Origin of the sequence: Pedobacter cryoconitis, assembly GCF_001590605.1 — a bacterium.
Classification (GTDB): domain Bacteria; phylum Bacteroidota; class Bacteroidia; order Sphingobacteriales; family Sphingobacteriaceae; genus Pedobacter; species Pedobacter cryoconitis_A.
Genome location: NZ_CP014504.1, coordinates 5329114 through 5346064, shown reverse-complemented (window position 1 = coordinate 5346064; position 16951 = coordinate 5329114). Strand labels below are relative to the sequence as shown.

Sequence of the window (16951 nt, the reverse complement as noted above, 5' to 3'; positions counted from 1 at the left end):
GTTTGATTTGGATAAAAGATTTAAAGTTACAATTCTTTTAATACGCACTAAAATAAAAACACATCGGTCTATATAAAATTTAACGCAGATTTAAAACTAGCCTACAGGCCATTTAAACCACTTAAATAGCAAAATTAAATAGGGTTAACAGTGACTTTTAGAAAAAATGCACAAAACGAATATGGAGAAATCTTTTAGTAAAAAGATATTTCAAGCAGGAATGAACAAAAAGAACAAGGCCGTTTTTACAGCCTGTCTGTTATCCTTGATCCGGATTTCCCCTTCGCTTTATAAGAAATGTATTTTTCGCCGGATTTGGCTTCAGTTTCACGGGCGCGACCTGATTTTTGAGAGACGATTAACCGTTGTCCGGGAACGATAGTACTTCCCTTCAAATTATTCCATACGCGTAAATCCTGGACTTCTACATTGTACTGATTAGCAATTGCAATTAAGTTCTGGCCGGCACCAACTTTATGATATCTGACCTGAGCACTGCGCTGACTAACTTCTTTGCGTTTTTTATGCAGCCTCCTGTCATCATTTGAGGCCATAATAACACGCGTACTGGTTTCTACTGTATGATTGTTAAGTACTTCATAAATTTCCGCAAAGTTCGCCAGGCTTACTTTGGGTATAATAATTCTTTTAGGCTCATCTTCCGACCCGTTAACGATTTTCTTCTTATACGAAGGATTCAAGGTACACAGATCACCTTCTTCCATCGCCAATGCTTCTGCCAGCTCTGTCAGCGAAACAAAACGGTTCACCTGGATCGTATCAGTTTTAATGGCAAATAATGATTTCTGCGCTTTAATCTGATGTTTATCCGGGCAGTTCATCACGTAAATCGCTGCAATAAAAGCGGGTACATAATTGCGTGTTTCTTGTGGCAAAAAGGGTCTGATTGCCCAGAAATCTCTTGAGTGTGCTTTTGCAATGGCCCTGTTTACATTGCCTGTTCCACAATTATAGGCAGCGATAGCCAGCAACCAGTCTCCTAAGTTCTTGTAGGCATCCTTAAAGTAAGCTGCCGCAGCATAACTCGCCTGAATGGGATCCTTACGCTCATCTACAAAATTATCCATGCCCAGTCCGTAATCTTTAGCTGTAGAGAACATAAACTGCCATAAACCGGTTGCGCCAACCCTGGAGATCGCATGAGAATTCATCGAAGATTCAATAATTGGCAAAAACTTAAGTTCCATAGGAACATCATAAGCTTTCAGTGCATTTTCAAAAATCGGGAAGTAATATTCAGAAAGGCCCAGCATCTTGCCCATCATGTCTTTTCTGGAGCTGTAGATGTCGATATAACGTTGTACTGATTCATTATATGGCAGTGGGATCTGCTTTTGAATAGAATCCAGCCGTTTTTTATAGGTGAAATTATAATTGTAAAACAGCGGGTTTTCTAAAACTTCGGGTACTGCAGTAGTATCACCAGTATAAGTAGTAGAAAGAAAGCTGATTGGAGAAATTGAATCCAGCTTGTTGATTTTTTGTTGTGCGCTGCTGTTGAAAGCTGCAAGGATAAATACACAAAATGAGAGGATAAGTACATTTCTTTTCATAGGCGGTCCTTGCAATTATGCAATTATAATCTTTGGTTTATGATTTAGGTGGAGCTTAAGTAAGTAAAACTTTTGGACAGGGAAAGTAACGCCCCTTCTTCAAAGTGTTTACCCATTAACTGAAGACTTAACGGTAAACCTAGCTTATTATTGCCCAGAGGGATAGCTATTGCCGGAACCCCTGTCAACGAAGCCAGTACTGTAAAAATATCAGCCATATACATCACTAGCGGATCTTGTATATTTTCGCCTATTTTAAATGGCGGTGTAGGTGCAACAGGTGTCAGGATCACATCAAAATCAACCAGCAAGGCTTCGATTTTATCTCTGATCAAACGTCTTACCTGTTGTGCTTTCTGATAGTAAGCATCGTAATATCCTGCACTCAGTACAAAGGTACCCAGCAAAATCCTCCGCTTCACTTCTTCCCCAAAACCTTCAGCTCTGGATTTCTTGTATAAGCTATTCAGATTTTCTGCCTGTAAATTACGGTGACCATAATGAACCCCATCATATCTGGACAGGTTAGAAGAAGCTTCTGCAGCTGTCAGGACATAATAAGCAGGAACGAGGTAATCCAGTAAGTCAAAAGATACATACTCGATGGTATGGCCCTCTGCTTTAAACTGAGCAATCGCTTGCAGGATGGCAGCTTTAATATCCGGATCAAGTGCTTCACTTTCCAGCGTTTCTTTCAGCACAGCGATCTTCTTTGGAGAAGTAGTCTCAAGTGCGGCCAGATAATCCGGAACGGGTAAGCGGGATACAGTGCTGTCATTTTCATCAGCACCGGCCAATACTTCTAAAAGTAAGGCGGCATCGCTGACAGAGGAAGTAATAGGCCCTACCTGATCAAAAGAAGAGGCATAAGCAATTACCCCATACCTGGAAATACGTCCATAGGTTGGTTTTAATCCATAGCAGCCACAAAATGCAGCAGGCTGACGAACTGAACCACCAGTATCCGTACCCAGCGCAGAAAGGCACATATCGGCTTGTACAGCTACGGCAGAACCTCCTGAAGAGCCACCGGCTACTCTTTCCGTATCTGCGGCATTCCGTACTGTGCCGTAATAAGATGTTTCATTAGAACCTCCCATAGCAAATTCATCACAGTTTGTTCTGCCGATGATAATTGCATCTTCCCGGATCAATCGTGTAACGACCGTAGAAGAATAAGGAGAAATAAATCCTTCAAGCATTTTTGAAGAAGCAGTCGTGATATGGTCTTTATACAGGATATTATCCTTTATGCCAATCACCATTCCTGCCAGCTTACCAGCAGTACCATTGTCTATTTTTTGCTGAACGCTGACTGCTTGCTTTTTCGCAGAATCGACAAACACCTCATTGAATACATTGAGGTGCTGTTGTGTTGCTATCTGCGAAAAATAATAGTCGAGTAAATCAGGGAGATCAAGCTTTTTTTGCGCAATAAGTGCTTGTATCTCTGATAGAGAGTTATACTTCTTCAATTATACTAAAGTCTATAAGGATTAAAAATTCAATTAAACCTATTGTGGTTTATGGGTACTGTTAGGATCAACATGCTCGTCTGCTCCTTCTTTACCGTCTTTGAATTCTTTAACGCCTTTACCAAGCCCACGCATCAGTTCAGGAATTTTCTTACCGCCAAAAAGCAGCAAAACAACTACCAAAATAATAATGATCTCTGGTGTACCCAGTGCTGCTAATATTGTTGTGTTTAACATGATTATTGAGTTAAATTTTGTTTTTTTCTATTGCTGATGGTACTTCCTCAGCAGGTGTTGCTGTGGCATGTACTGCTGCATGTGTTTCTGCAGCTGGTGTTACGTTTGCTGCTGTCACCGGCGTAACGTGTGGTTCTGCCGCTGGTTTTACGTGCGTTTCTGCCGCTGCCACTACAGGTGTTTCTGCAACGGTTTCTGTTGGCGCTGACGGATCAACATGAACTGCATTATTTGCATCATATGCAGCTGTACCAGTTGCCGGGTAAGCAGCATCTGTTGCTTTAATCTCATCATCGATATCCATCGCATTGATATTGCGGTGAATTTCGCGTTTCACTCCTTCAGAAGCATCTTTAAAATCCCTGATCCCTTTTCCTAATCCTCTTGCCAGTTCAGGTAATTTTTTACCTCCGAATAACAACAGGACTACGGCCAGGATCAGCATGATTTCGCTGCCACCCATATTTAAAAATTCTAATACTACTCCAGTATACATATCAATTAAATTATTAGACTAACAAATATAAACATTTTTCAGGCGCACCTTTTGCATTTTATTACAGTTCTAATGGCTTTCTAATGTCATTAAACTGATACACTAAGGATCCGGGTGAAAATGTCCAGTTAATTTATTTCGCAATCCATGCCTCAGGGTTCAGTTTTGACTGTCCCCTCATAATTTCAAAATGCAGTACTGCTCCATCAGAAGTTGTGGCAACCGTACCGATACTCTGGCGGGTTTCTACTTTTTCCCCTTTAGATACACTTGGCGATTTCAGATTCTGATAAATCGTGAAATACTCCCCATGGCGTATCGCAACGACATAAATACCCTGGATCACCGTTACAAATAACACCTCTCCACCAAATACAGCACGTACTGTTGCGCCTTCACTGGTCATGATATTTACCCCATCATTGGTATAACCAGCCTGACCTTCCGTATGCCTTCCAAAACCTTCAGTGATCGATCCCGAAGCCACTGGCCAAGGTAAACGTCCTCTGTTGGTTTCAAATCCTGCTGATAACCTGGCTGCCTCCGGCGTTGCCGTCAGATAGTTACCGCTTTTTGGTTTTGGTTTCTCTGCCGGAGCAGGTTTACTTTCCGCTTTTGCTTTCGCTGCAGCAATCCTGGCTTCTTCTTCCGCTCTTTTTCTGGCCAAAGCAATCTCCCTGTTAATCGCATTTCTGATCTCACGGTCAATCGCTGCCTGTTGTTTCTTTCTTTTGGCGATATCGCGGCCAAATTGTTTTTCCTGCTTGCTGAACTGGTTCAATACCGTAGCCTGTTCATTTTTGTTCTTAGCCAGTTTACCCTGTTCAGTTTCCTGCTCTTTCAATAAACTGCTTTTTGCTTTTAAGCTTTTATCCAGTACTACAATTTTATAGTTCAGGTTCTTCTCAGTTCCCTGGATATAGTCCGCTTGTTTTTTACGGTACTGCCCAAATTGCTGTAAATATTTTATTCTTTTATAAGCCTGGTTAAAGTCACGTGCAGCAAAAATAAACATCATCTTATCGTATGAATTTTTATTGCGCTGTGCAAACCTGATCATTCCGGCATATTCTTTTTTAAGCTGTGCCAGCTGACCCTGCAATGAATGTACGGTGTTTTTATTCTCATGGATCTCATTGTCCAGATTTTTTATTTCTGAATTGATGACCGTGATTTTACTCTGCATCAAGCTAATCTTAGTACTTAATGCACGTATCTCACTTAAAGTAAGCTTCTTACCCTGAGCTGCCTTATTCAGGTTTTTCTGTAAAAGTTCAATCTCACGCTGGATGGCTTCCTTCTTCCGCTTTAACTGAGAGCTGCTTTGGGCAAAAGCCGCCGGCGCAAACGCGATTAACAGAAGAAATAAAAGTAATTTGTGTAGCTTCATTGCATCAAAAGTATAAAAAAAATTAGTTTATTATCTCAAACCTTTTAGGAAGAGTGAACGGATAATCCAGTTGAACATTGCGTTCTATTTTTGAAAAGTCAAATGCCAGATTAGTTTTCTTAGTCCCTGACACAGAATTAATTTTAATCACCGAAGGAAACAAAGCGTCTGTTACCTGCTGATAATCTGAATAAACAACCTTTAGTGCTTTCGCTGCCCTTACCTCATTCATATTCAGCTCACCGGTTTTCAGCAGCGTATTAAACAAAACCCTGAAGGCCAGTTCCCCTTGCGTCCCACTAGCAGTAAACACGCCCGCATTTGAATTCAGTTCGGCCTGATCGTTGGTAAACTCAGCAATCGTGTTTCCGGTAAGAATAGACTGCAGCATCTTGAAAGTAACCTGTTTGTTGGTAAAACTATTCAAATAGCTGAAAGGCTTTTTAACGGCAAGCGACTGTAAATTGTTCCGTAAAAGAACGCTATCCGGTGTAATCAAAGCCCTTGCGACTTCAATTCCTGCAATGGCAGTTATACTGGCCCAGATTTTCTGATCTTTCTGAATTCTGATGGTAATGTTTACATTGTTGACATTCCCATTCATATCCAAACTTACTTTTCCTTTCATGGAAAGCGTATTGAAAGGAATATCTTTTCTTTTCAACAGCACCAGGTTCTCTGCTTTCTTGCGGTTAACTTCAGGCACCACAGCAACATCCGGAGTTTTAACAATAGTTTTTTTGGTCTTGCAGGCCAGTACAGTGCTTAACAGCAAAAGGACCAGCAGACTATTTTGTAAGGTACTTTTTCTCATTTATTTTTCGTTTTAAAAGCGGCGAATCATTGCCTGCATCCCATGATTTTTTCCATTGCACCAACGCCTCTTCCGGCGGTCCGGTATGGAATAAAATATCGCCATAGTGCTCCAGATAAACACTGTTTTCAGCTTCGTTATGCTGCAAAGCTTTCTCTATCCATGATTTCGCCAGCTCATACTTTTCTTTTTTCAGCAAAATCAATGCGTAAGTATCCGCTATCGAAGCATCCCTTGGGAGTGCTTTAGCGGCAACTGTGATCAAGGTCTCTGCTTTATCCAGGTTTTCATTCCTTAACGCCAGGTAATACGCATAATTGTTCATAATCAGGAAATTCTGCGGATCCAGCCCAACTGCTTTCTCAAAAGCCTGATCTGCTGCAGCTACTTTACCCTGATCAATCAGTATCTCTGCCTGCAACGCAGAAATCAATGCCTGAAGCTCTTTATTTTCCCCATCCAGCAGCATTGCAGACTTAATATGCGCCAGCGCTTCCTTATTCTGGTCCTCACGATGCAGGGCGAAGGCCATGTAATAATACAAAATAGCCTGATTGGGATAAACCGCCAAAGCAGCATCTCCGATCACAATCATTTGCTTATACTGCCCCATCAGAATAGAGATATTGAGTACTTTTTCCCAAACTCCATACAACTGATCAGTTAGTTTCAATGCTTTTTTGTAGTGTTTCAGGGCAGCTGGCAGATTCCCTGTTTCATATAAAACGTCTCCATAAAGTGCAAGGAACAGCGGATCATCCTGATGTGTACTGGCAATGTTCTCCAAAACTTTAGCGGCTGCCATAAATTTCTTTTGGGAAAGGAACAGCGTAGCTGCAGCCATTGCCTCTGTTGCATTTGCAGGCGCAACAACTTCCTGCGGGCCTCCTGTAATTCGCTGACGCGCTCTGGTAAGCGCCTCGGAGGGACCAAATTTCTTTTCTACCAGTGCGTAGGCTTCCAGAGCCTCTTGCTTTCTACCGGAGATTGCGATCGCACTGGCACGGTCAAACTGATAGTTTTGCTGGTCTGGATCCAGGCGGATCAACTGATCAAAAACCGGGATCAGGCGGTCCATACTTCCGGTACTCTTGTAAAGTTCGGCTAGTAATTTCCAGTACCACGGATTATTTTTATCAATATTAACTGCTTTTGTGATGGCTGTTTCGGCTTCAGGCATTTTATTCTGTCTGAAGTTTAACAAGGCTATCTCATACCAGGCCGCAGCATTGCCGGCATCAATAGCTGTTATTTTCGTAAAGTCTTCATTGCTCTTTACGTAATTCTCTTTAAGCTTACTACTCAAACCTGCAAAAAAAAGTTGTTTAATGCGTATACTATCCGTGGCCGAAATGGGCAGCCGCTGGGCAACTGACTGTAAAGCCAGGAATAGTATACCGCATAAAACAACGATCCTGTTCATTTATTTAAGGTCTATTTACCTGTATGTCCGTAACCACCTTCGCCACGTGCAGTATCACTTAGCTCTTCTGCACTTTCCCAGGTAATCGTTTCATGTTTTGAAATCACCATTTGTGCAATTCTATCTCCATTGTTAACTACAAAATCAGTATCAGAAAGGTTGATCAGCAATACTTTGATCTCTCCGCGGTAATCTGCATCAATAGTTCCCGGAGAATTTACGATGCTGATCCCATGCTTGTAAGCCAAACCACTGCGCGGACGGATCTGTGCTTCATAGCCTACCGGCAATTCAATATGCAAGCCTGTAGGTACAAGTACACGCTGCATAGGTTTGATTACAATCTCTTCCGTTACAAAAGCCCTCATGTCCATTCCTGCTGCATGAGCTGTTTCATATTGAGGCAATGCCAATCCTGATTTGTTGATAATATTAATCTTCATCTTAGTGTATTTATTTAGTAGTAAAGCCTTGTTAAGCAGGCTTATGTTATTTTTAATAGTGGTATTCACCAAAAATCAGGTGAATTACCTTTTTCTTATGGTTTGCTTTCTTATGGTTTGCCTCTTGCTAAAAGCACTTTTAATTCGTCCTTTTCTACATAAAGGATACCTGCGAAGAACAGCACTAACAATCCATTCCCAATATAGATATTCCTGTTAAATACCCAGAAAGACAAAATGACAATGACGATCGAGGTAATCAGGTAAGCTAAAATCCGTTTCAGTTTATAAGGGATCGGATAATATTTCTGTCCCAGTATATAAGACATGACCATCATTACAAAATAAGCCAGCATCGAAACCCAGGCAGAGCCCATGTAACTATATTTTGGGATCAGTATAAAGTTAAATACAATCGTAATAATTGCCCCAATTACAGAAAGGTACAGACCAAAGCGGGTCTGATCCGACAATCTGTACCAGATCGAAAGATTCATATAAATACCCAGGCAGACATAACCAAACAATAAGTAAGGCACCGCTGGCAGTCCTGACCAGTATTGTGCAGTATGTGCGGCATCCCCTTTGATGAAGTATTTCAGAATCTCAATATTTGCGACTAAGGCAACGAACAACAACGAAAGTGCAATCACAAAATAATGCAGGATCGTTGCATAAGTTTTCCTGGCATTTTCATGTTTCGCATGGCTGAAAAAGAACGGTTCGGCCCCCAACCTGAAAGCTGTAATAAAAATACTTAAGAAAATTGCAATTTTACAAACCGCACCATAAATCCCGACATCAATGTCAGCCACAGCTTTCGGCAATAATTTACTCAGTACAATCTTGTCCAGATTCTCATTGATAATGAAAGACAAGTTGGCTACTAAAATAGGCCAGCTGTAAGAGATCATTTTCAGGAACATCTCTTTATCAAACTTAAATCTGATCTGAAGAAATTCTGGCAAAAGCAATAAGAAAGTAAGGATACTGGCGGCCAGGTTGGAGATAAAAACATAACCTACCCATTGATAATGATACCAGCTCTCAAACCAGGATGCCAATGGCCACTGATGCTTGATAACCAAAGGGATCACAAAGATAAAGATCAGGTTCAGCCCGACAAAGCTGCCGATATTCAGGAACTTAATTACACTATATCTGAATGCTTTATTGTCAGCGCGGATTTTGGCGAAAGGAATCACACAAATGGCATCTACAAATAAGATCCCGACAAAATACTTCACATATCTTTGATAATCCAGTACTTGGGCCTGCTCTCCGTTATTAATCCAGGAAGCAATTGAATCGGCAAAAACAGAGCCTGTAATCAAAAATATCCCAGCAATAAAGGCTATACAAATAAAGGAATTGTTGTATACAGCATCTTTTTTATCCTCATGTTTGTTGAGATACCTGAAATAAGTACTTTCCATACCGAAAGCAAGTACCGCATTGATCAGCGATGCATAGCTGAAAAGTTTGGTCAAAATACCAAATGTGCCAGGCAGATAAGCCTTGACATAAATTGGGGTTAATATAAAATTGAGTAGTCTGGATAGTATGGTACTTACCCCATACACTGCAGTCTGACCTAAAAACTTTTTTAAAACTGACACCTGATGTGATTAACGGATAATAAAGCGGACTTATTTCTTAATGATCTCAAAATTACGATAGTTTTTCAGTTCGCCCGGTGTGATCTCCACCTTTTCTATCTTGGCACGGTCTGGTCCTTCATTGCACCATTCCTCAAAAATATCCAGCAAAGTATCGTCCCCTTCGGCCTCAATATACAAGCTTCCGTCCTTCTCATTCTTGATGATCCCGCGAACCCCCATTTGGTCTGCGACTACTTTTGTGGTATATCTAAACCCCACCCCCTGCACTGTTCCTGTTATCCTGATTATGATTTGTTTCATTTATTTATGCTATTATCTTCTTTTTTTGTCCTGTTGTTTTATCCTATCTTTTTCTTACCACCTGTGTAGCTTGTGTTTAATACCGGTTTAAAACTGGCTCACCCTAACCTTCTCCTCTAAAAACCCTTGCCAAATCTCCTGTAAAATAACCGCAGCAGGCTTGATATCTTTCAGTAATGCCGAAACCTGGCCAATCTCTAATTCACCCTCTTCTAAATTCCCTTCAAACATACCTAATTTTGCTCTTGCACGTCCTAACAAGCCCCTTAATGTTTCCGCATCCGCACCTTCAGCTTCGGCCGTTGCGACTGCCGACTCAAAAGAATTCTTCAGTAACCTCACCGGAACCAACTTCTGTAACCTCAATTTGGTATCCCCTTCCACAGCCCCGATAATCCGCTCCTTAAAAGAAAGATGTGCCGAAGATTCCTCAGCAACTGCAAAAGCAGAACCTATTTGTACCCCATCAGCGCCCAATGCCATGGCCGCCAGCATACTGCGCCCCGAGGAAATCCCCCCAGCTGCAATAACCGGTATCCCTACAGCATCAGCAATCATAGGAATCAAACACATCGTTGTTGTTTCTTCCCTTCCATTGTGCCCACCAGCTTCAAACCCTTCCGCGACAATCGCATCCACCCCACTAGCCTCAGCCTTTAAAGCAAATTTCGTATTGGAAACTACATGCACCACCGTCATTTGTGCTTCCTTCAAAAAACCTGTCCACACCGCTGGATTACCTGCCGAAGTAAATACAATTTTCACTCCCTCCTCCACTAAAATCTGCATAAGCTCTTCCACGTCCGGATAAATCATGGGCACATTCACTGCAAAAGGAAATACAGTTGCCTGCTTAATTTTCCGGATATGTTCCCTTAAAACTTCAGGATACATAGAACCAGCCCCAATAATACCCAAACCACCCGCATTTGAAACTGCTGCAGCAAGCTTCCAGCCACTGCACCAGATCATGCCCGCCTGAATAATTGGATACTGAATCTTGAATAAAGAGGTAATACGATTAGACATAATTTATATTATATAATTCTTTCAATAGAGGTTTCAGCCGTAATCAGCCCCTCTTTCAAACCCTTCACTAAATTCACCCCCGGTCTCTTTCCCTTTTCCAAACTCCCGAACTGCGCCTCAATTCCCAGGAAAGCCGCCCCGTTTAACGTTGCCCAAGACAACAACTCCTCAAAAGGAACCTGCTTTAGCTCTTGCAGCACCTTCATCTCCGCTAAAATACTCAACTGATGATTGCTCGCTAAACTATCCGTCCCCAAAGTAATCGTCACCCCGGCATCCCTTAATAAGTCAACATCCGGTAATCTATTTTCAATATATAAATTCGCCCCCGGGCACAAACACCAATAAAGCCGTTGATGCTTTCCTTGTGCAAACACCACATCCGCCCCGCTCGTAAAAGTATTATGAACCAGCAGCGTCTTCACATCCCCGGATAAAAATGGCAAATAACTCTGCAAAGAAGTCCTTCCTTTCGCCTCAAAAAAATCAATATCCAACCCAAGAAACTCGTATAACTTCAGAAAATGTCCCTGCTTCGATTCAAAAAATAAATTCTCCTCCAAAGTTTCCTGATTATGAATAGAAACCGATTCATGGACAGCTCCGGAAACCTTCTTAATCTCTTCAAACAACTCTGCCGAAACCGAATAAGGCGCATGCGGGACAACCGTGGCCCTCAAAGGCAAAAACTCATCCCTCACCACTACCGCCCTCTGAATAATTTCACCAGCCCGTCCAGGATTAAAACCCATTGCCTCCACAAAAGTATGATAGTAAAGCTTACTCCTCACCTTTACCCCTTTGGAATAAATCTGGTTGGAAATATCACCAGTGGCTACAATACCATTCTCATACATCTCCCGGTCAGCAAGCTCCATCGCCTCCTGAATCTCTTCCTCAGCAGCCTCTCTCTGCTGCATCACCTGCTGTACAAAACCCGGCAAACCCGTATGTTCAGCTATTTTGCCGGCAAGATGCGATAACTCCAAATGACAATGCGTATTCACCAAACCCGGCACCAACACCCCATCATAATACTTTATCCCTTTTAAATTTAATGCTTCCCCCTCCTCCGCAGTCCATACCCCCGTAATAGTACCATCTTCACTAACAGCAACTATTCCATTCCGTAAAGGTGCAGTGTTAACCAAATAAACCCATGATGCCGACAAATAAGAACTCATAATTACAAATTACGGTTATTCTGCCCAAACGCTAAAAAAAACCAGCCAATTTATCATCTCAAAAAGCCAAACCAAACAAATAAACAACTAGTAAACAACCTATTAACCCTAGTTACTCTCCTATATTGAGAAGACCTTAAAACGACATTGGAATGAGGTTGGAATGACCCAGGTCATTGCAAGGTCATTCCAACCCCATTCCAACCTCGTTCCAATGTCATTCTGTCCTGTACTGAGATTAGTTTACAGTAGAAAGTATATTACTGATTTATGTTTACCTAGTTTATTACATTTTCCTGCCCTTAGGTTACAATAGGAGCAAAAATGGCTACTTTTTTGATTTTTGGGTTTACATTCTCTAATAAATGCGTGTTTTCTGGTGTCTGGAAATTACAACTGGCATGTAACCTGATGTTGTTATATTTATAAGCAGCCAGATCAACCTGTGTTTTTGCCTGCGCCATGTTTTTGAAAGTTTTTTCAAGATCAAATTCCATTTTTAATATTCCATTCACTCTTTCAGCAATCGCATTATCATAGGGGCTTCCTGTTTGAGTCATGCTGATTTGAATATGACTATCCTTTAATAAAGTCACATAATCATCACAACAATATTGAGTTCCCCTGTCAGAATGATGAATAAGCGGCCGTGAAGGATATTTTCTGTCTTTTAAAGCTTGTTTTAATGCTTTAATACATCCAATGGTCTTTAAATCACTTGCTAAATGGTAGCCCACAATTTTTCTGGAATAAGCATCAGTCACTAAAGAAAGATAAACAAAACAACTCTCTGTACGCAGGTAGGGAGTGTAAAGCGAATTGTGTCAACATCACTTCTTCTTAGGTGGGGGCTTCTTCAGCCCCCACCTAAGAAGAAGTCGCCGAAGGCTTTCAATCGATCCCCAAATTTAATATACAATTGTGACATTGTCAATCCCCAGTTATGCATCGGCATTGTCCATTTTTTGGACAGGTCTTTAAAGGCCAGATACACGAGTTTTAGTAGCGCCTGGTCAGATGTAAATGCGCCCTTTGTTTTGGTGACTTTGCGGATCTGGCGATGCATTCCTTCGATTGCATTGGTAGTGTAGATCACTTTTCTGATATCCGCCGAATACTCGAAATAAGTGGATAAATTAGTCCAATTTTCCATCCATCCTTTTACCGATAGCGGATATTTTTTACCCCATTTATCTTCAAACTCCAGTAGTTTTTCATATCCCTGTTCTTGGTTGTTGGCTTTGTAGATCGGTTTTAGATCAGCTACTACCGCCTTTTTGTCTTTTTCTGGCACATAGCGTAAACTAGTGCGGATTTGGTGCACAATGCATAACTGAATCTGGGTTTTAGGGAAGACGGCTTCTATAGCCTCGGGGAAGCCTTTTAGACCGTCAATACAGGCGACTAGAATATCTTCCACACCGCGTTGTTTCAGATCGGTGAGTACAGAGAGCCAGAATTTAGCACCCTCATTTTCTGAGAGATAAATACCGATCAGATCCTTTTTGCCATCGCGGTTGACACCTAGGATATTGTAAACTGCCCGGGATTCGACACCACCACTACCACGCACCTTATAATGCATACAGTCCAGAAATACAAAAGGATAGACAGCCTCCAATGGTCGATTTCTCCACTCATTCATTGCGGGAATGATCTTGTCCGTAATGTTGGATATCTCGGTTGCAGAGATATCCATTGCATACATTTCTTTCACATAATCAGAAATATTGCGGGTACTCATGCCACGGGCATACATAGCGATCACGTTATCTTCCAGTTCTTCGGTAATGATTAATTGCCGTTTAGGAACGATCTTAGGCTCAAAAGTCCCGTTACGATCCCGACTGCTTTCCAGTTCGAAATGGCCGGACTGAAGACTGCGTACAGTCTTCTTGGTCTTTCCATTTTTGCGGTTGCTTTCTCCAGAAGATTTACTTTCTTCCAGATGATTATCAAGCTCACCCTCAAGCATCGATTCCAATAGGTGTTTCAACATTGGAGCGAATACACCGTCGGTGCCACCCATCTTTTTGCCTTGATAAAGGCCTTCCATTGCTTCTTCTTTGAAGCGTTCAAAATCAAATGGTTTTTTACTTTTTCCTGTGTCCATAAGTTGGTACTAAATTACTTATTCTTACTCTTTATTATCAAGAGTTGACACAGTTCAGTTTACAGTCTCCGCAGGTAAGTAATATCACTAACCCATATTTCTTCTGCTTGAATTGCAGGCCTTCGTTGAACTAAATCAGGATGTATTTTGTAGCGATGAAATGAATTAGTCGTATATACCCATTTCTTTTTGGTCTTAATCAGCAGGCCATGTGCACGTACCAAATCAAATACAGCGTCTCTACCCATAGTAATCCCATGAGCTTGTAAAAATCCATTATTGAGCTCCTTGTGTAGCTTTACACATCCCGTTTTTGGAAGTTCTTTCCTGATTTGCTGAATCTTTTCAAGCACAATATATTCTTCTAAAAAATGTAACTGAACACTTTTTAAATGGTTATACCAAGCTTGCCTGGTATAACCATTTACCCAACAAAGATTAGCTATACTATAATACTTGCGGGTACCTCTTAGCTCAGCAATCACTTGGTAGCAACTTTTTTTTTAAGATCTGTACCATATTCTGCATTAGCAATAGCAATTACTTTTTCAAGAACTGCTACCTTCATTTCTGCTAAAGCCACTCGTTTTTCAAGTGCTCTGATCTGGGAAGGGTTTAAGGCTCCATATTCTGCTTCAATTGGTTCTTCAGCTATCATAACATCTTGATTCTTTCGGTACCAAGATACGAACCACAGCACAGTATGTTCTGCTAAGCCATATTTTTTTCCTACCTGTGGATAACTGTAAGATCCTGATAAATATTCTAAGGCTACCTGAACCTTAAAGCTGTCTGAATGGATAGCTTTTCTACCCCCTTTGCCTTTGTTCGGCTTTTCGTCTTTTATACTCATTTTTCTGTTTTGAAAAACTTTCTTATGTAAACTCTTTTCAGGAACGGACATTCCAAGGCACTATTTAACCTAGTTTCAACACCTGTTTTATACGCCAAGGCCACGTAAAAAATTACCCCCCTTTTGCACCCATTTCTCCACCAAACAAGTCTGCTCCCAACAACAATACTTCCTTCAATTTTCATCTTCCAAGCCTTTCTCCACCAAACAGATCCGCACCAAACAACAATATTTTCTTCCATTATTATTTTCCAAGCATTTCTCCATTAAACAGATCCGCACCAAACAACAATATTTCCTCCCATTATTTTCTTCCATTATCATCTTCCAAGCGATTCTCCATCAAAACAGATCTGCACCAAACAAACTATCTTTTCCTTCCATTAGCTTCTTCACAGCGTTTCTCCAACCAACAACTCTCCACCCAACAAACTATCTTTTCCTTCGATTAGCTTCTTCACAGCGTTTCTCCAACCAACAACTCTGCACCTAACAACAATATTTCCTTCCATTACCTTCTTCACAGCGTTTCTTCACCAAAAAACAACATTTCCTCCCATTATTTTCTTCAAAACGTTTCTCCACCAAACAACTATCCTTCCTTCAATTATCTTTCCCACAGCGTTTCCACTCTTTTCCTCCAAACCGACTGTAATAAGTATTATCTAATTTTTAAAGCAATTAATTTATCCTACTTTCCTATCCAAATTATAAGTATGGGGAAACCTGTGAAATTTCAAAAAAACCAGTTGTTAATTTCGCAGCCTGTTTCATTCGCAGAATGAAATCCAGCAAGAAATAACAACTGTTTTTTTGAAATCCCATTATTTTCATAGCATATATGGGTATAAATTGATTACTTTGTAAAAAGAAATACTATTATGTCCGATTCTACCACCCGATTAAATAAATACATTAGTGAAAGCGGCATGTGCTCGCGCAGAGCAGCAGACAGATACATTGAACAGGGAAATGTCTTTATTAATGGCAGAAAAGCCAAAGTTGGCGACCAGGTATACTTCGGTGACCTGATTACGGTAAACGGACAAACCATTGAACCCAAAGAAGTAGACAACTCCATCCTGCTTGCATTTAACAAACCCGTTGGCGTAACCAGTACAACAGAAGCTGGCGTAAAAAGCAACATCGTTGATTACGTAAACCACAGCGAAAGAGTCTTCCCAATTGGAAGACTGGACAAAGACTCACAAGGATTGATCTTCATGACCAACAACGGAGACTTAGTTAACAAAATCCTTCGTGCCGGCAACAACCATGAAAAAGAATACCTGGTTACAGTTAATAAACCATTAACAGACCAGTTTATTACCAATATGGCTAAAGGCGTACCCGTACTAGGGGTCATGACCAAAAAATGCAAAGTAACGAAAGAAAGCCCATTCATCTTCAAAATTACGCTGATCCAGGGATTGAACAGACAAATCAGACGCATGTGTGAACACTTCGGATTTGAAGTGACCAAACTGGAACGTATCCGTATTATGAATATCAACCTGAAAGGTCTTCCAGTTGGAGAATGGAGAGAATTCACTCCAGAAGAACTGACAGAAATTCATAACATGATTGCAAAATCAAGCTCTGTAGAACACGCTGCTGCAAAAAGAGTCGTTAAAAAAGCAAAAGCAACTACAGCACCAGAAGAAGCCAATGTAACCCCCGCAAAAGCATTCAGAGCAAGACCAGCAGGCCCATCTAAAGGAAAACCAAGACCAACTACCCCAAGAGGCGAACGCGGAGAAAGAAGTGAAAGAGAAGAAAAGCCACCAAGAGGATCAAGAGCAAAACCAGCATCAGGATCATCGTCATTCAAAGCACCAGCTGCAACCAATGACTGGAACAAAAGCAATGGCCCAAGCAGAAGATCAGTGAAACCAACAAAAGGAAGATCAGGATCAGCTCCGGCAAAAACAAGAAGCCCAAAACGCTAAACAACAACAACTTAGCCTGTCCATAAATTTTCATGACCTTAATCAATTA

Annotated in this window: 17 protein-coding genes and 1 pseudogene; 1 reads left to right on the top strand and 17 read right to left on the bottom strand. The window is 41.1% G+C overall.

Features of this window, described 5'->3' with window-relative positions; all coding sequences use genetic code 11:
* Positions 1–245: 245 nt before the first annotated feature.
* The 17 genes and pseudogenes from AY601_RS22735 to AY601_RS22655 all read right to left on the bottom strand — a co-directional run bounded on the left by AY601_RS22735 (position 246) and on the right by AY601_RS22655 (position 15195).
* Entirely contained in the window at positions 246–1574 is a 1329-nt protein-coding gene (locus AY601_RS22735; protein ID WP_084359411.1) for a lytic transglycosylase domain-containing protein, read from the bottom strand.
* Between the two features lie 44 nt (positions 1575–1618).
* Complete coding sequence (gatA, locus tag AY601_RS22730) at positions 1619–3049, bottom strand: Asp-tRNA(Asn)/Glu-tRNA(Gln) amidotransferase subunit GatA (protein ID WP_068405563.1); 1431 nt, start codon at positions 3047–3049, stop codon at positions 1619–1621.
* A gap of 39 nt (positions 3050–3088) precedes the next feature.
* Complete coding sequence (locus AY601_RS22725; protein ID WP_068405561.1) at positions 3089–3286, bottom strand: Sec-independent protein translocase subunit TatA/TatB; 198 nt, start codon at positions 3284–3286, stop codon at positions 3089–3091.
* 10 nt (positions 3287–3296) lie between these two features.
* The gene (tatA, locus tag AY601_RS26245) at positions 3297–3782 is read right to left on the bottom strand and encodes a twin-arginine translocase TatA/TatE family subunit (protein ID WP_269465582.1); all 486 of its coding nucleotides are present in this window, start codon (positions 3780–3782) and stop codon (positions 3297–3299) included.
* Between the two features lie 133 nt (positions 3783–3915).
* The gene (locus tag AY601_RS22715) at positions 3916–5172 is read right to left on the bottom strand and encodes a murein hydrolase activator EnvC family protein (protein ID WP_068405559.1); all 1257 of its coding nucleotides are present in this window, start codon (positions 5170–5172) and stop codon (positions 3916–3918) included.
* Positions 5173–5194: 22 nt separating this feature from the next.
* Positions 5195–5986 (bottom strand): DUF4292 domain-containing protein, encoded by a 792-nt coding sequence (locus tag AY601_RS22710; RefSeq protein WP_068405556.1) that lies wholly within the window; start codon positions 5984–5986, stop codon positions 5195–5197.
* Entirely contained in the window at positions 5961–7409 is a 1449-nt protein-coding gene (locus AY601_RS22705) for a tetratricopeptide repeat protein (protein WP_068405553.1), read from the bottom strand. The genes AY601_RS22710 and AY601_RS22705 overlap by 26 nt, the downstream gene beginning before the upstream one ends.
* Positions 7410–7420: 11 nt before the next feature.
* Complete coding sequence (gene dut / locus AY601_RS22700; RefSeq protein WP_068405550.1) at positions 7421–7852, bottom strand: dUTP diphosphatase; 432 nt, start codon at positions 7850–7852, stop codon at positions 7421–7423.
* Positions 7853–7962: 110 nt separating this feature from the next.
* Positions 7963–9471 carry a lipopolysaccharide biosynthesis protein gene (locus AY601_RS22695; RefSeq protein ID WP_084359409.1) on the bottom strand — a complete coding sequence of 503 codons (1509 nt, stop codon included), beginning with the start codon at positions 9469–9471 and terminating at the stop codon, positions 7963–7965.
* Positions 9472–9501: 30 nt separating this feature from the next.
* Positions 9502–9774, bottom strand: a complete 273-nt coding sequence (locus AY601_RS22690) for an acylphosphatase (protein WP_068405547.1) — start codon at positions 9772–9774, stop codon at positions 9502–9504.
* A gap of 87 nt (positions 9775–9861) precedes the next feature.
* Positions 9862–10803 (bottom strand): NAD(P)H-dependent flavin oxidoreductase, encoded by a 942-nt coding sequence (locus tag AY601_RS22685; protein ID WP_068405544.1) that lies wholly within the window; start codon positions 10801–10803, stop codon positions 9862–9864.
* Between the two features lie 8 nt (positions 10804–10811).
* Positions 10812–11987, bottom strand: coding sequence for an amidohydrolase family protein (locus tag AY601_RS22680; protein WP_068405541.1), 1176 nt, complete (start codon positions 11985–11987; stop codon positions 10812–10814).
* A 302-nt stretch (positions 11988–12289) separates the two neighbouring features.
* Positions 12290–12790 (bottom strand): annotated as a pseudogene (locus tag AY601_RS22675) (transposase); the annotation flags it as partial.
* Between the two features lie 53 nt (positions 12791–12843).
* Positions 12844–14100 (bottom strand): IS256 family transposase, encoded by a 1257-nt coding sequence (locus AY601_RS22670; protein WP_068399459.1) that lies wholly within the window; start codon positions 14098–14100, stop codon positions 12844–12846.
* Positions 14101–14159: 59 nt separating this feature from the next.
* Positions 14160–14585 carry a hypothetical protein gene (locus AY601_RS22665; protein WP_068405538.1) on the bottom strand — a complete coding sequence of 142 codons (426 nt, stop codon included), beginning with the start codon at positions 14583–14585 and terminating at the stop codon, positions 14160–14162.
* The gene (locus AY601_RS22660; RefSeq protein WP_068402455.1) at positions 14582–14953 is read right to left on the bottom strand and encodes a transposase; all 372 of its coding nucleotides are present in this window, start codon (positions 14951–14953) and stop codon (positions 14582–14584) included. The genes AY601_RS22665 and AY601_RS22660 overlap by 4 nt, the downstream gene beginning before the upstream one ends.
* The gene (locus tag AY601_RS22655) at positions 14950–15195 is read right to left on the bottom strand and encodes a hypothetical protein (protein ID WP_068405535.1); all 246 of its coding nucleotides are present in this window, start codon (positions 15193–15195) and stop codon (positions 14950–14952) included. Before AY601_RS22655 ends, AY601_RS22660 begins: the two co-directional genes overlap by 4 nt.
* Before the next feature lie 639 nt (positions 15196–15834).
* Here AY601_RS22655 and rluF point away from each other — a divergent pair.
* Entirely contained in the window at positions 15835–16902 is a 1068-nt protein-coding gene (gene rluF, locus AY601_RS22650; protein WP_068405532.1) for a 23S rRNA pseudouridine(2604) synthase RluF, read from the top strand.
* Positions 16903–16951: the final 49 nt, after the last annotated feature.